Origin of the sequence: Streptomyces sp. HUAS TT7 (genome assembly GCF_051550175.1) — a bacterium.
GTDB lineage: Bacteria > Actinomycetota > Actinomycetes > Streptomycetales > Streptomycetaceae > Streptomyces.
In genome coordinates, this window is record NZ_CP196175.1 from 887,125 (window position 1) to 900,959 (window position 13,835).

Genomic DNA, 13,835 nt, shown 5'->3' on the forward strand with positions numbered 1-13,835 from the left:
TATGAGGGGGTGCCGGGACAGGACGGTCAGAGACGCTCGACGACGGTGGCGATGCCCATGCCGCCGCCGACGCACAGCGTGGCGAGCCCGTAGCGCAGGTCGCGGCGCTCCAGCTCGTCGACGAGGGTGCCCAGGATCATCGCGCCGGTCGCGCCGAGCGGGTGGCCCATGGCGATGGCGCCGCCGTTGACGTTGACCTTGTCGAGGCTGAGGCCCATGTCCCTGACGAAGCGGAGCACGACCGCGGCGAAGGCCTCGTTGATCTCGACGAGGTCGATGTCGTCGATGGTCAGGCCGGCCTTCGCGAGCGCCTTGCGGCTGGCGGGCGCGGGGCCGGTCAGCATGATGGTGGGCTCGGAGCCGGAGACGGCCGCGGAGACGATCCGGGCCCGCGGGGTCATGCCGTACCGCTCGCCGACGGCCTTGGAGCCGATGGCGACGAGGGCCGAACCGTCCACGATTCCGGAGGAGTTGCCCGCGTGGTGGACGTGGTTGATCTCCTCGACCCAGTGGTACTTCTGCAGCGCCACGGCGTCGAAGCCGCCCATCTCGCCGATCGCGGCGAACGAGGGCTTGAGGCCCGCGAGCGAGTCCGCGGTGGTGCCGGGGCGCATGTGCTCGTCGTGGTCGAGGACGACGAGGCCGTTGCGGTCCTTGACGGGCACGACGGACCGCGCGAACCGGCCGTCCTTCCACGCCTCGGCGGCCCGCTCCTGGGACAGCTCGGCGTACTCGTCGACGTCGCGGCGCGAGTAGCCCTCGACGGTGGCGATGAGGTCGGCGCCGATGCCCTGCGGGGCGAAGTTGGTGTCGAAGTTGGTCATCGGGTCGGCGAACCAGGCACCGCCGTCGGAGGCCATCGGGACACGTGACATGGACTCGACGCCGCCCGCGAGGACGAGGTCCTCCCAGCCCGAACGGACCTTCATGGCGGCCATGTTGACCGCTTCGAGGCCGGAGGCACAGAAGCGGTTCTCCTGTACGCCGGCGACCGTGTCGGGCAGCCCGGCGGCGATCGCGGCGATGCGGGCGATGTCGGAGCCCTGGTCGCCGACCGGGCCGACGACGCCGAGCACGATGTCGTCGATGGCGGCCGGGTCCAGGCCCGGGAAGCGCGCCTGGATCTCGTGGATCAGGCCGACGACGAGGTCGATCGGCTTGGTCCCGTGCAGGGCCCCGTTGGCCTTGCCGCGGCCGCGCGGGGTGCGGATCGCGTCGTATACGTACGCTTCGGTGCTCAACGTCAAGCCTTTCGGATGAGGGTGGTTCTGGGGAGCTGTGGTGACCCCGGGCAACCCCGCGGCCGGCTCGGTGTGGTCAGCCGAGCAGGGAACGGCCGATGATCTCCTTCATGATCTCGGTCGTGCCGCCGTAGATCGTCTGGATACGGCCGTCCGTGAAGGCCCTGGCGACCCGGTACTCGGTCATGTAGCCGTAGCCGCCGTGCAGTTGGAGACAGCGGTCGGCGACGCGTTTTTGCAGTTCGGTGGCCCACCACTTGGCCATCGAGGCGTGCACGGCGTCGAGCTCCCCGTTGGAGTGGTCGACGATGCAGCGGTCGAGGAAAGTGCGGGTGACGGCGCATTCGGTGGCCATCTCGGCGATCTCGAACCGGATGTGCTGGAGCTTGGACAGCGGCCGGCCGAAGGCCTCGCGCTCCTTCACGTAACTCGTCGTGATCTCCAGGAGGTACTCGGCGGCGGCGATCCCGGCGACCGCGATGCCCATACGCTCCTGGGCGAGGTTGGTCATCAGATGGATGAAGGCGCCGTTGAGCTCGCCCAGGAGATTGTCCTTCGGGACGCGTACGTCGTGGAAGAACAGCTCCGCCGTGTCCTGGGACTTCTGTCCGATCTTGTCGAGGTTGCGGCCGCGCTCGAAGCCCTCGGCGCCGCGCTCGACGACGATGAGGGACAGGCCCTTGGCGCCGCCCTCGGGGGTGGTTTTGGCGACCACCACGACCAGGTCGGCGAGGATGCCGTTGGAGATGAACGTCTTGGAGCCGTTCAGGAGCCAGTGGTCGCCCTTGTCCTCGGCGGTGGTGCGTATGCCCTGGAGGTCGGAGCCGGCGCCGGGTTCGGTCATCGCGATGGCGGTGATCAGGGAGCCGTCGCAGAAGCCGGGCAGCCAGCGCCGCTTCTGCTCCTCGGTGGCGAGCCCGGTCAGATAGGGACCGATGATGTCGTTGTGCAGGCCGAGCGCGAGGCCCGCCGCCCCGGCGCGGGTGAACTCCTCGGCGAGGACGGCGCTGTAGCGGAAGTCTGCGTTGCCGCCGCCCCCGTACTCCTCGGGCACCGCCAGCCCGAGCAGCCCCTGCTTTCCGGCCGCGAGCCAGGCCTCCCGCGAGACGATGCCGTCCTTCTCCCACTGCTCGTAGTGCGGCAGGACCTCCTTGGCGAGGAAGGTGCGGACGGTCTCGCGGAACGCCTCGTGCTCGGCGGTGAAGATCTGCCGTTTCAACTCAAGCCTCCTGTACGGGAGTTGACGCCGGGCCCGCCGAGAGTGCCGGCAGTTCCCAGTCGCGGGCGACGTCCGCCGTGTGGGCGCCCGGCATCGCGGGGGGCCTCCGGACGGATCCGGGGGTGGCGGAGAAGCGGGGTGCGGGCGCGGGCTGGGTGATGCCGCCGTGCGCGGTGAAGGTGGAGCGCGCCACCAGGTGCGGGTGGTGCGGCGCCTCCTTCAGGGACAGGACCGGCGCGACACAGGCGTCCGAGCCCGCGAAGACGGCCGTCCACTCCTCGCGGGTCCGGGTGCGGAACCGGTCGGCGATGACGGTGCGCAGTTCGGCCCAGCGGGCGAGGTCCTTGCGGGCGGGGGCCGCGTCCACGATGCCGAGGAGCCGGATGAACTCGTCGTAGAACTGCTGCTCAAGGGAGCCGACCGCCATGTACTGGCCGTCCGAGGTCTCGTACGTGCCGTAGAAGGGGCAGCCGCCGTCGAGGAGGTTGGCGCCGCGCCGGTCCTGCCAGCCGCCGGCCGCCAGCATGCCGTGGATCATCGTGGCGAGATGGGCGGTGCCGTCGACGATCGCCGCGTCCACGACCTGGCCCGCTCCCCCGCCGCGCGCGTGCTGGAGGGCGGCGAGGACGCCGATGACGAGGTAGAGCGAGCCGCCCGCGTAGTCGCCGACGAGGTTGGCCGGGACGGTGGGGCCTTCGTCCGGGCTGCCGATCATGCCGAGGGTGCCGGTGATGGCGATGTACGCGATGTCGTGCCCGGCCCGCTGGGCGAGCGGCCCGTCCTGGCCCCAGCCGGTCATCCGTCCGTACACGAGCCGGGGGTTGCGGGCGAGGCAGTCCTCGGGGCCGACGCCGAGGCGCTCGGCGACGCCGGGCCGGTAGCCCTCGATGAGGATGTCGGCGCGCTCGACTAGGTCGAGGACCAGGCCGGGACCTTCGGGCGCCTTGAGGTCGATGATCACGGAGCGTTTGTTGCGGTTGGTCAGGTCGTACGCCGGGTCGATGCCGAGGCCGGCGCCGCCGGGACGGTCCACGCGCACCACGTCGGCGCCGAGGTCGGCGAGGAGCATGGCGGCGAACGGGCCCGGCCCGATGCCCGCCAGCTCGACCACGCGCACCCCGGCGAGCGGGCCGGTTCCTGTCGCTGTCATCAAGCCCCCAGCACTGTGACACAACTGATGTAACATCAATGATGCTAAGAACACGTTCCACTCCGCACAAGCCCCCATGAGCAACCGCTCAGCATGTGTGGCCGCCGCTCGGGCGCCGGTTGCCCCGATACGCCGGGCTTGACCCGCACCGCTCCCCCCGCCGGTCACCGCACCCTCAGGGGCGACTGCCCAGATCGCCGGGCGCACGCTAGCCTCACAACCCGGCATCGGCCACGGCGTCACCAGGCAGCTCAAGTGCGGAGGCACACGGTGGAACCCTCGAAGCGGAATTACGACATCGTGCTGTTCGGCGCGACGGGTTTCGTCGGGTCGCTGACCGCCCAATATCTCGCCACCCACGCCCCCGACGACTGCCGCTGGGCGATCGCGGGCCGCAGCCGCACCAAGCTGGAGCGGCTGCGTGAGCGGCTCGCGGAGCTCAACCCGGCGTGCGCCACGCTGCCCCTGGTCACCGCCGACTCCACCGACCCGGCCTCGTTGCGCGCCCTTGCCGAGTCGGCGCGCGTGGTCGCCACCACCGTCGGCCCCTATGTCTGGTACGGCGAGGGCCTGGTCGAGGCGTGCGCCGAGGCGGGCACCGACTACCTCGACCTGACCGGTGAGCCGGAGTTCGTGGACACGATGTACGTGCGCCATGACGCACGGGCTCGCGAGCGCGGCGCCCGCCTGGTGCACGCCTGCGGTTTCGACTCGGCACCGCACGACCTCGGCGTCCTGTTCACCGTCCTCCAGCTCCCCACCGGGGTGCCGCTGCGGATCGACGGTTTCGTACGGACCAACGCGACGTTCTCCGGCGGGACGCTGGCCTCCGCGCTGACCGCGCTCGGCCGTGGCGCGCAGACCGCGCGGGCGGCCAAGGAGCGCCGGCTGCACGAGCCGCGCCTGGTGGGCCGGCGGGCCCGCGCCCCGCTCGGCGCCCCGCACTTCAGCAAGGAGACCGGCACCTGGGCGCTGCCCATGCCCACCATCGACCCCCAGGTCATCGCCCGCTCGGCGGCGGCCGACGAACGCTACGGGCCCGACTTCCGCTACCGGCACTTCGCCGCGGTGAAGCACCTCCCGGTCGCGATCGGCGGGGTGGCCGCGGTGGGCGCCGTCGCCGCCGTCACCCAACTCCCGCCCGCACGCACGTGGTTGATGAGCCGTTACGAGGCGGGCAACGGCCCGGACGAGGCACGGCGGCGCCGCAGCTGGTTCACGGTCCGCTTCGTCGGCGAGGGCGGGGGCCGCCGGGTCTTCACCGAGGTGTCGGGCGGCGACCCCGGGTACGACGAGACGGCGAAGATCCTCGCCGAGGGCGCGCTCAGCCTCGCCTTCGACAAACTCCCCGAGCTGGCAGGCCAGTTGACGCCCGCGACCGCGATGGGCCCGGCCCTGACCGAGCGGCTCCAGTCGGCCGGAATGCGCTTCCGGGTGGCGGACACGCGCTGAGCCCGTCAACTGGCGCTAGCTAGCGGCCTGTTGGGCTTCCTTGAGCGCCCTGCGGCACAGCGAGTCGGCGTGCCGGGTGGACTCGGGGAGGCGGTAGCGCCGGGCGAGTTCGAGGGTGTGGGCACACGCGCCGTCGAGGCTCACCCGGTGGCCGACCGAGACGAAGACGGGCTTGGTGCCGTCCTGGGTGCGCAGGGCTCGGCCGACCTCGGCGCCGTCGTCGGCGAGCAGCGGCGAGCTGTCTCCGCGCCGGGGGCCGGGCTGCTCGTAACTGAAGGTGAACGGGTTCTTGGCGACGCCGATGACGGGGAGCCCGGTGAGTACGCCGAGGTGGCTCGCGAGGCCGAAGCGGCGCGGGTGCGCGAGCCCATAGCCGTCGCAAATGACCATCCCCGGGCCGGAGTTGAGCCGTTCGAGGGCCGCGAGCACGGTGGGGATCTCGCGGAAGGCGAGCAGGCCGGGGACGTAGGGGAAGGCCACCCGGCCGACGGCGGTGGCCTCCTCGACCACCTCCAGGGTCGCCGCGTCGAGCACGACGGCGGCCGCGACCACGAGGTCCCGCTCGTCGTCGTACGCCACGTCGACCCCCGTGACGAGCCCGCTGCCCGGCGCCGGCCCCGGCTCGTCGAGCACGACTTTGCCGCGCAGCTCGTCCTGCACGGCCAGAGCGGCCACCTCGCTGTCCGGCCAGGCGGCCGGAATCCCCGTGATCTTCATGGGGGCCACCCTAAGCCGCGCCCCTCAACTGGCCCAGCGCTGGCGAATCCCGGCTTCCTGCGCTTAGCATGTAAGGCATGGATGACGCGATAGACTATTACGAGGTTCGGGAAGGCGTGCCCTCCCCCGAGACCTTTCGCCATCTGCGTACCGTCGCGGGCCTGTCCGACCGATCGGCCGAGGCGGTCGCCCTGGCGCTGCCCAACACCTGGTACGGCGTGATCCTCTACGCGAACGGGGAGCCGATCGGGATGGGCCGGATCATCGGCGACGGCGGCACCGCGTTCCAGGTCACCGACATCTGCGTCCACCCCGCCCACCAGGGCCGGGGCCTGGGCAAGCGGATCATGACGGCGCTGACGGCGGAGCTGGAGCGCAGGGCGCCCGCCACCGCGTACGTGTCGCTGATCGCGGACGGCGAAGCACGCCGCCTCTACGGGCAGTTCGGCTTCACCGAGACCGCTCCCGAGTCGGTGGGCATGGCCCGCGTGTTCTGACCCGGGGGAGCCTCGCGCGGCTCGGGAGTAGCCTGGCGATCATGTTCATACTTGAGTTGACCTACGTCGTCCCGCTCGAACGCGTCGACGAGCTGCTCGCCGACCATGTCGCCTGGCTCGACACGCAGTACGAGGCGGGCGTCTTCATCGCCTCCGGGCGCAAGCAGCCGCGCGACGGCGGCGTCATCCTGGCCGTCGGTGACGATCGCGCGGCGATCGACGAGATCGTCGCGACCGACCCCTTCAACGTCAACAACTTCGCCACGTACCGGATCACCGAGTTCCTGGCGACCAAGGTGGTCCCCGAACTGGCCGCGTTCCAGCAGAAGTTGCCGAGCTAGGCAGGCATTTCCAACGCCGGTGCGGTGTCGCGCCCCTTGAGGGGCGCGGGGAACTGCGCGACCAGCCACGAGCGGCCCGCACTCAACCATCCCACTCGCGGAAGCAGCTAGTCGGCCAGCCGGGCCACCCTGCCCTTCTCCCCCGCCGCCCAGCACCCACCATCGGCCGCGCAGTCGACGGTGTCGTACGAGCCGGTGTCCACCGTTCGCCAGGTGCGGCCCCCGTCGCGCGTCAGGTCCGTGCCCGTCGGGCCGACGGCGAGTGCGGACGAGCGGGAGTGGGGCAGCCAGGCGACGCCGGAGCGGTAGGCGGCGACCGGGGTGGCGGCCTGGCGCCAGGCTCGGCCGCCGTTTCCGGTGACGGCCGCCGCCCGCGGTGACGCCTGGCCCGCCCGGTAGTCGCCGCCGACCGCGAGACCGTGCGTACGGTCGCGGAAGGCCAGGCCGAACACCCCGCGGGCCGGGTCGCCGGCCGGGATGGTCGACTCGGCGGCCGTCCAGGTGAGCCCCCGGTCCGAGGAGTGCAGCACACGACCGGTCGCGCCACCGCCCGTGGCGAGCCAGACGTCGCGCGGCCCGGAGCTCACCAGGCACTGGCCGCTCGCGGCGAACCCCGCCTCACCGGGCAGGGCGGCCGGCATTCCCTTGTCGGGCAGGACCTTCCAGGAGCGGCCGCCGTCCGCGGTGGACAGGATGCGGTACTTGCCGTCGACGGGGTCGCTGACCGCCAAGCCGTGCCGGGGGTCGAAGAAGGTGAGGCAGTCGTAGAACGCCTTCGGGTCGGTGTTGCGGAACGACTCGCTCCAGGTCGCTCCGCCGTCCTCGGTGCGATAGACCCGGGACGCCTCGCCCTCGCCGATCGCGAGGACCACCGCGCGCCGCCCGTCGAAGGCCTCCACATCGCGGAACTCCAGGTCGGCCGCCCCGGCCGGCGACACGTTCTGCCAGCTGCGGCCGCCGTCGGAGGTCCGCAGGACCGTGCCCTTGGCCCCCGCGACCCACGCCGTCGACCGGCTGACCGCGGCGAGCCCGCGAAAGCGCGCGTCGCTCTTGGTGTCCTTCGGCTCCCACGCCGGAGTTCCGTGCCCGTGCGCCTGGGCCGGCACGGTCAGTGCGGCCGCCAGCGCCATCCCGCCCAACCCCACCGACAGCATGCGTCTCGTCATCCCCTTGGACCTCATGGCGTCGGAAGCTAGCCCAGCCCACCCCACCCGTCCAGGGTGCCTACGTCACCAGCCCCGAGAAGCCGGGCTCCAAGGCGTACGGCGAGACACGCCGGGCACCGTCCGATGCCGGACAGCACCCTCGTAGAACAGGCTGAAAAGGATGTGCCGCGTGTGACACACAGGAAGTTGTGTGACTGTGGTGAGAGCGGGAATCCGCCCTATTGCGAGCAATACGGGTCGTGTACCGGGGCACGGGCAGGCGGCAGTGATGCAGGTCACGTGAACCTCCGGTGCACGGAACGCTGATTTTCGACGTCTTTCCGGGCGGCAGGAGAGAACCCCCGAGGTTGAGGGAGCAGGGCTTTGTCCACCGTCATCGAGCAGCCCGTCCAGGTACGCCTGATCGCGTCCGCACCCCGCATGGAGAGCGTGCCCGCGACGCTGCGCTACGACCCCGAGGACCCCTTCGCCGTGCACATGGCGTTCCCCGCGCCGGCCACCCTCGAAGGCACCGAGGTCTCCTGGGAGTTCGCCCGCGAACTGCTCGAAGTGGGCATCGAGGCGCCTGCCGGGGTCGGCGACGTCCGGGTGCGGCCGTACGGCTACGACCGTACGGTCCTCGAATTCCACGCCCGCGAGGGCGTCGCGATGGTCCACATCCGCACCTCCGAGGTGCGCCGCTTCCTTCAGCAGGCACAGCTCCTGGTGCCGACGGGCCGCGAGCACCAGTACCTCGACATGGACGGGGACCTCGCCGCGCTGCTGCGCGACGCCTGCTGACTTCGCCCTCCCCGTGGGGGCAGCAGCCTCCCGCACCGCCTCCGCTCCTGCCCGGTCGCGGCGGTGCACCGCGCCGTTCCGCGCCGCCGGTCCCGCATCCCGAATTTAATTCGTTTGCGGGACCGCGCGGCAGCGGCGTAGCTTCGTTCCTGGCCCTGTTGTCGTCGAACGGAGTAGGACGTTGCTCGTCTGAGGCCCCTGAGACACCGTTTCGCGCACTCCCTTCCGTGTCGCGCGCTGCCGGTGTGACCTCTGCCTCCGAGCCATGTCCTCCACCACGACCAGGGCCTTTTTCCTGCCCTGAGCGGTGTCTCAGAACCCCCGTTGCCCTCATTCCTTCCCCGCAACCGGGAGACCCGTATGTCAACTTTCCCCCCTCAGATCAGCTCTGCCGCGCTGTCCTTCGCATGGCCGGACGGCACCTCCGTCTTCGAGGACTTCCAGCTCGCCGTCGGCCCCGGCCGCACCGGCCTCGTCGGCCTCAACGGGTCCGGAAAATCAACCCTGTTGAAGCTGATCGCCGGTGAGCTGACCCCGACCGACGGCAACGTCAAGATCGCGGGCGAGGTCGGCTACCTGCCGCAGAACCTGGTCCTGGACACCGCCCTGCGGGTGGACCAGGCGCTCGGCATCGACGCGGTCCGCGCCGCGCTGCACGCCATCGAGGGCGGCGACGCGGACGAGCGGCACTTCGAGACGGTGGGCGACGACTGGGACGTCGAGGAGCGGGCTCGCGCCACCCTCGACCAGCTCGGTCTCGGCCGCATCGGCCTCGACCGCACGATCGGCGAGGTCTCCGGCGGCGAGTCGGTGCTGCTCCGCCTGGCCGCGCTGCTCCTCAGGCGCCCGGACGTCCTGCTGCTCGACGAGCCGACGAACAACCTCGACCTGCCCGCACGGCAGCGCCTCTACAGCACGGTCGACGCCTGGAGCGGGGTGCTCCTGGTGGTCAGCCACGACCGCGAGCTGCTCGACCGGGTGGACCGCATCGCCGATCTGCGCGAAGGCCAACTCGCCTGGTACGGCGGCAACTTCACGGCGTACGAGGAGTCGCTGCGGGCCGAGCAGGACGCGGCCGAGCGGATGGTGCGGGTCGCCGAGGCGGACGTACAGCGCCAGAAGCGCGAACTGTCCGACGCGCAGGTCAAGTTGGCGCGGCGGCAGCGCTACGGGCAGAAGAGCTACGACAACAAGGTGGTGCCGAGGATCGTCGCGAACAACCGCAAGCGCGAGGCGCAGGTGTCGGCGGGCAAGCACCGCATCCTGCAGAGCGAGCGCCTCGACCAGGCGCGCGAGCGGCTCGACCAGGCCGTGGAGCTGGTGCGCGACGACGAGGAGATCCGTATCGAGCTGCCGTACACCAAGGTGCATCCGGGCCGCTCCGTGCTGACCCTGCGGGAGCTCCAACTCCCGTACGGGGCACGGGTGGAGGGGGAGCTCGATGTACGCGGCCCCGAGCGGATCGCCCTCGTCGGGCGCAACGGCTCGGGCAAGACCACGCTGCTCAGGACGCTCGCCGGACAGCTGGAGCCGGTGGCGGGCGAAGCGGTCGCCCATGTGCCGCTGCGCTTTCTGCCGCAGCGTCTGGATGTGCTCGACGACGAGCTCAGCGTGGTGGAGAACGTGGCGCGTTACGCACCCGGGGCGACCGACAACGCCATCCGGGCCCGGCTCGCGCGCTTCCTGTTCAAGGGGGCCCGGGCCGCTCAGCCGGCCGGGACGCTCTCGGGCGGCGAACGGTTCCGGGCCGCGCTCGCGGCGCTGCTGCTCGCGGAGCCCGCGCCCCAGCTCCTGATGCTGGACGAGCCCACCAACAATCTGGACATGGCGAGTGTGCGCGCCCTCAAGGCCGCGCTCGACGCCTATGAAGGCGCGCTGATCGTGGCGAGCCACGACGTGCCGTTCCTGGAGTCGATCGGGGTCACCCGCTGGCTCCTCCTCGACGGCGAACTCACCGACACGACGGCGGAGGAGGTCAGGGGCGGGCTGAGCGCGCGGTAGGCGCATCACGAAGGGGTGGGGCCGGTCGGATCCGACCGGCCCCACCTTTGCCTTTTACCGCCCAGCAAGGTGACATGCCTCTCGTTCCACCCCCACGACCTGCTCATATAACAGAACGTAACCGGACGAAGAGGAAGGCGGGCTTGGCTTGGGCTTACAGCCGCCTTAACCTACGGTCTCGTAACCTACGTTGGCGTAGGTACGCCTGCCGTCCCCCTTTTCCGTCCCCCTGGAGCACCCCCGTGACGATCACTTCTCCCCACCTCGGCAGCTCGGACGCGTGGACCGACGCCCGGCTGCTGTTCGCGCTGGAAGAGGTAGTCGAAAAGGAGCTCAACCGGCACCTCAAGGTCGCCAAGGACTGGATGCCGCACGACTACGTGCCGTGGTCGGACGCGCGCAACTTCCCCGGTTTCTTCGAGGACGGGCAGGCCTGGGACCCGCAGCAGTCCAAGGTCACCGACCTCGGGAAGATCGCCCTGGTGGTCAATCTGCTCACCGAGGACAACCTGCCCAGCTACCACCACGAGATCGCCTCGCTGTTCGGCCGCGACGGCGCCTGGGGCACCTGGGTGCACCGCTGGACCGCCGAGGAGGGCCGGCACGGCATCGTGATGCGCGACTACCTGCTCGCCTCCCGGGCGGTGGACCCGGACAAGCTGGAGCAGTTCCGGATGGCGCACATGAGCGAGGGCTTCGAGTCGGACAACCGGCACTCGATGCTGCACTCGGTCGCCTACGTCGCCTTCCAGGAACTGGCGACCCGCGTCTCGCACCGCAACACCGGCCACCAGTCCGGCGACCCGGTCTGCGACCGGATGCTGGCCCGGATCGCGACCGACGAGAACCTGCACATGGTCTTCTACCGCAACCTGCTCGGCGCGGCCTTCGAGATCGCCCCGGACCTGACGATGCAGTCGGTGCGCGACGTCGTCGTGAACTTCCGGATGCCCGGGCACGGCATGCCGGGCTTCGAGCGGGCGGCGGCGCAGATGGCGATCGGCGAGATCTACAACATGCGGATCCACCACGACGACGTGCTCCAGCCGGTCCTGCGCTACCTCAAGGTCCTGGAGATCGACGGGCTCGGCCCCGAGGGCCTCAAGGCCCAGGAAGAGCTCGGCCTGTACATGGGCGGGCTCGACAGCGAGGCGGCCAAGTTCGACGAGAAGCTCGCCGCGCGCAAGGCACGGATGGCCGCGCGGCTCTGACCGCCGGGGCGATGCGGGGCGGGCGCGCATTGCGCCCGCCCCGCATCGCCGTGCTCAGCGGGCGTCCTGCCTGATCATTTCCGCGGCCTGCTCGGCGATCGCGACCGTGGGCGCGTGGGTGTGGCCGCGGGTGATGCGCGGCATGACCGAAGCGTCCACGACGCGCAGGCCCTCCACTCCCCTGACCCGCAGGCGCGGGTCGGTGACCGAGCCCTCGTCGCTGCCCATGCGGCAGGTGCCGACCGGGTGGTACAGCGTCTCGGCCGCCTCCCGTACGCCCTGCGCGAGGCGCTCGTCGTCGACCGTGCCCGGGTAGGGCGCCATCGGTCCCGAGACGTACGGGGCGAGCGCGGGGTGCGCGAAGAGTTCCTCCGCCCTGCGGATCCCGGCCATCAGGCGGGGCAGGTCCTCGTCCGCGGTGAGGTAGCCGGGGTCGATGCGGGGCGCGGTGGACACATCGGTGCCGGCCAGGTCGATACGGCCCTCGCTGGCGGGCTGCAGCAGGATCACGCCGATGGTGAGCCCGTGTTCGGTGACCGGGGTCAGGCCGTGGTTGACGAACGGACCCGGCGCGTACACCAACTCGACGTCGGGGGCGGCCAGTTGGGGCTCGGTGCGGATGAAGGCCGCGGCCTCGCCGACGTTGGAGGTGAGCGGGCCCCGGCCGCGCAGCAGGAAGCGGGCCACGTTGGCGAGCGAGTCGGCGCCGGTGAGGCTGACGGGCTGCGCACAGCGCACCGTGACCGCGTACGACAGGTGGTCCTGGAGGTGGCGGCCGACCTCCGGGGATGCGGCCCGCACCGTGACGCCCGCGGCGCGCAGCCGCTCGGGGTCGCCGATGCCGGACAGCATGAGCAGGTGGGGCGAGCCGATGGCGCCCGCGCTGAGGATCACCTCACGGCGGGCGGTGAGCGGCTCCGGCAGCCCTTCGGCGGTGATGCCGGTGACGCGGGAGCCGTCGAACCGCAGCCCGCTCACCCGGACGTCGGTGAGGACGTCCAGGTTGGGCCGGCGCGCGGCGGGCTTGAGATAGCCGTCGGCGGCGCTCCAGCGGCGCCCGCCGCGCTGGTTGACCGGCGTGCTCGCACAGCCCGAGTGGTCCGGGGCGTTGAGCTCGGGCAGTTCGGGCAGGCCCGTCCCTCTGCAGGCGGCGAGGAACGAGGCGGTCGTCGGGTTCGGGTCGCGCTGGGGTGAGATGAAGAGCGGGCCGTCGGTGCCGTACACCGTGCCGTCGGCCGTGGGGCCCGTCCAGCGCTCGGCGCGCCGGAAGTAGCGGACGAGCCGGTCGTAGGACCACTCGGGCCCGGCCGCGGTGCCCCAGGCGTCATAGTCGTCGCGGTGGCCCCGCACCCACATCATCGCGTTCATCGACGACGAGCCGCCCAGGGTGTGGCCGCGCGGCCAGTACAGCTCGCGGCCGCCGAGGGCCTCCTGCTTGGCGGTGGTGAAGTCCCAGTCGTAGGCCGTCTTGAAGAGCTTGGGGAAGGCCGCCGGGATGCGGATCTCGCTCTTGCGGTCGCGCGGGCCGGATTCGACCAGGGCCACCCGGACGGTCGGGTCCTCGGAGAGCCGAGCCGCGACGACGCACCCCGCGGATCCCGCGCCCACCACGATGTAGTCGTACGTTCCGCTGACCGCTGTTCCCCGAGCGTTCAACTCGGCTCCCTTTTCCCGTAGTTGTGGATGCGGGGCCAGCATGGACCGCCCGGGCGGCGCGGCGCCAGGGGACATCGGGCGATCCGGCGCGATCGGAACGGGTGGGCCCGGGCAGGGTGGTGAGGGCCCGGAGGGTCCGGACGCGCGCGGTCAGCGCTGCCGGTTGCGCTGCAGGTTCAGCCGCTCCTTCTCGGAGAGGCCGCCCCACACGCCGAACCGTTCGTCGTTGGCCAGGGCGTACTCAAGGCAGGCCTTGCGTTGCTCGCACGCTCCGCAGAGCTGCTTGGCCTCCCGGGTGGAGCTGCCCGGGGCGGGGAAGAAGAACTCGGGCCCCGCCTGGGCACACAACGCGGTCTCCTGCCAGGCGAGTTCCGGGTTGATGGCGATGGTGTCGTTCAGCATGC

The 13,835-nt window shown here is 71.4% G+C and carries 13 protein-coding genes; 6 read left to right on the forward strand and 7 right to left on the reverse strand.

Annotated features, from left to right (window positions below; all coding sequences use genetic code 11):
• Positions 1–26: 26 nt before the first annotated feature.
• The 3 genes from ACSHXC_RS04245 to ACSHXC_RS04255 all read right to left on the reverse strand — a co-directional run bounded on the left by ACSHXC_RS04245 (position 27) and on the right by ACSHXC_RS04255 (position 3,646).
• Positions 27–1,241, reverse strand: coding sequence for an acetyl-CoA C-acetyltransferase (locus tag ACSHXC_RS04245; RefSeq protein WP_438290236.1), 1,215 nt, complete (start codon positions 1,239–1,241; stop codon positions 27–29).
• 76 nt (positions 1,242–1,317) lie between these two features.
• A complete protein-coding gene (locus tag ACSHXC_RS04250) occupies positions 1,318–2,460 on the reverse strand; it encodes an acyl-CoA dehydrogenase family protein (RefSeq protein ID WP_438290237.1) in 1,143 nt (380 codons plus the stop codon).
• Between the two features lies 1 nt (position 2,461).
• A complete protein-coding gene (locus tag ACSHXC_RS04255; protein WP_438290238.1) occupies positions 2,462–3,646 on the reverse strand; it encodes a CaiB/BaiF CoA transferase family protein in 1,185 nt (394 codons plus the stop codon).
• Positions 3,647–3,880: 234 nt separating this feature from the next.
• Here ACSHXC_RS04255 and ACSHXC_RS04260 point away from each other — a divergent pair, with 234 nt between their 5' ends.
• Complete coding sequence (locus ACSHXC_RS04260; RefSeq protein WP_438290239.1) at positions 3,881–5,062, forward strand: saccharopine dehydrogenase family protein; 1,182 nt, start codon at positions 3,881–3,883, stop codon at positions 5,060–5,062.
• Between the two features lie 15 nt (positions 5,063–5,077).
• Here ACSHXC_RS04260 and ACSHXC_RS04265 read toward each other — a convergent pair whose 3' ends face one another.
• Complete coding sequence (locus ACSHXC_RS04265; RefSeq protein WP_438290240.1) at positions 5,078–5,779, reverse strand: endonuclease V; 702 nt, start codon at positions 5,777–5,779, stop codon at positions 5,078–5,080.
• 77 nt (positions 5,780–5,856) lie between these two features.
• Between ACSHXC_RS04265 and ACSHXC_RS04270 the strand changes: the two genes are divergently transcribed.
• Together ACSHXC_RS04270 and ACSHXC_RS04275 are read left to right on the forward strand one after the other, a co-directional pair.
• Positions 5,857–6,276, forward strand: coding sequence for a GNAT family N-acetyltransferase (locus ACSHXC_RS04270; protein WP_438290241.1), 420 nt, complete (start codon positions 5,857–5,859; stop codon positions 6,274–6,276).
• 41 nt (positions 6,277–6,317) lie between these two features.
• Positions 6,318–6,617, forward strand: coding sequence for a YciI family protein (locus tag ACSHXC_RS04275; RefSeq protein WP_438290242.1), 300 nt, complete (start codon positions 6,318–6,320; stop codon positions 6,615–6,617).
• Positions 6,618–6,724: 107 nt separating this feature from the next.
• Here ACSHXC_RS04275 and ACSHXC_RS04280 read toward each other — a convergent pair whose 3' ends face one another.
• Positions 6,725–7,783: a WD40/YVTN/BNR-like repeat-containing protein gene (locus ACSHXC_RS04280; protein WP_438290243.1), complete on the reverse strand. Its 1,059-nt coding sequence runs from the start codon at positions 7,781–7,783 to the stop codon at positions 6,725–6,727.
• 363 nt (positions 7,784–8,146) lie between these two features.
• Between ACSHXC_RS04280 and ACSHXC_RS04285 the strand changes: the two genes are divergently transcribed.
• The 3 genes from ACSHXC_RS04285 (at position 8,147) to ACSHXC_RS04295 (ending at position 11,775) form a co-directional block, all read left to right on the forward strand.
• Positions 8,147–8,563 (forward strand): SsgA family sporulation/cell division regulator, encoded by a 417-nt coding sequence (locus tag ACSHXC_RS04285; protein WP_438290244.1) that lies wholly within the window; start codon positions 8,147–8,149, stop codon positions 8,561–8,563.
• A gap of 360 nt (positions 8,564–8,923) precedes the next feature.
• Positions 8,924–10,564: an ABC-F family ATP-binding cassette domain-containing protein gene (locus ACSHXC_RS04290; protein WP_438290245.1), complete on the forward strand. Its 1,641-nt coding sequence runs from the start codon at positions 8,924–8,926 to the stop codon at positions 10,562–10,564.
• Positions 10,565–10,806: 242 nt separating this feature from the next.
• A complete protein-coding gene (locus tag ACSHXC_RS04295) occupies positions 10,807–11,775 on the forward strand; it encodes an acyl-ACP desaturase (protein ID WP_438290246.1) in 969 nt (322 codons plus the stop codon).
• A gap of 54 nt (positions 11,776–11,829) precedes the next feature.
• Here the strand turns inward: ACSHXC_RS04295 and ACSHXC_RS04300 are convergent, their stop codons facing one another.
• On the reverse strand, positions 11,830–13,431 hold the full coding sequence (locus tag ACSHXC_RS04300) for a GMC family oxidoreductase (RefSeq protein ID WP_438290247.1): 1,602 nt from the start codon (positions 13,429–13,431) through the stop codon (positions 11,830–11,832).
• 150 nt (positions 13,432–13,581) lie between these two features.
• Positions 13,582–13,833, reverse strand: a complete 252-nt coding sequence (locus tag ACSHXC_RS04305) for a WhiB family transcriptional regulator (RefSeq protein WP_438290248.1) — start codon at positions 13,831–13,833, stop codon at positions 13,582–13,584.
• Between the last annotated feature and the right edge of the window lie 2 nt (positions 13,834–13,835).

Excerpts from the sequence above, each read along its gene's own strand:
- ACSHXC_RS04255 (WP_438290238.1), bottom strand. The coding sequence starts at position 3,646 with ATGTTACATCAGTTGTGTCACAGTGCTGGGGGCTTGATGACAGCGACA.
- ACSHXC_RS04265 (WP_438290240.1), bottom strand. The coding sequence starts at position 5,779 with ATGAAGATCACGGGGATTCCGGCCGCCTGGCCGGACAGCGAGGTGGCC.
- ACSHXC_RS04270 (WP_438290241.1), top strand. The coding sequence starts at position 5,857 with ATGGATGACGCGATAGACTATTACGAGGTTCGGGAAGGCGTGCCCTCC.
- ACSHXC_RS04275 (WP_438290242.1), top strand. The coding sequence starts at position 6,318 with ATGTTCATACTTGAGTTGACCTACGTCGTCCCGCTCGAACGCGTCGAC.
- ACSHXC_RS04280 (WP_438290243.1), bottom strand. The coding sequence starts at position 7,783 with ATGACGAGACGCATGCTGTCGGTGGGGTTGGGCGGGATGGCGCTGGCG.
- ACSHXC_RS04290 (WP_438290245.1), top strand. The coding sequence starts at position 8,924 with ATGTCAACTTTCCCCCCTCAGATCAGCTCTGCCGCGCTGTCCTTCGCA.
- ACSHXC_RS04305 (WP_438290248.1), bottom strand. The coding sequence starts at position 13,833 with ATGCTGAACGACACCATCGCCATCAACCCGGAACTCGCCTGGCAGGAG.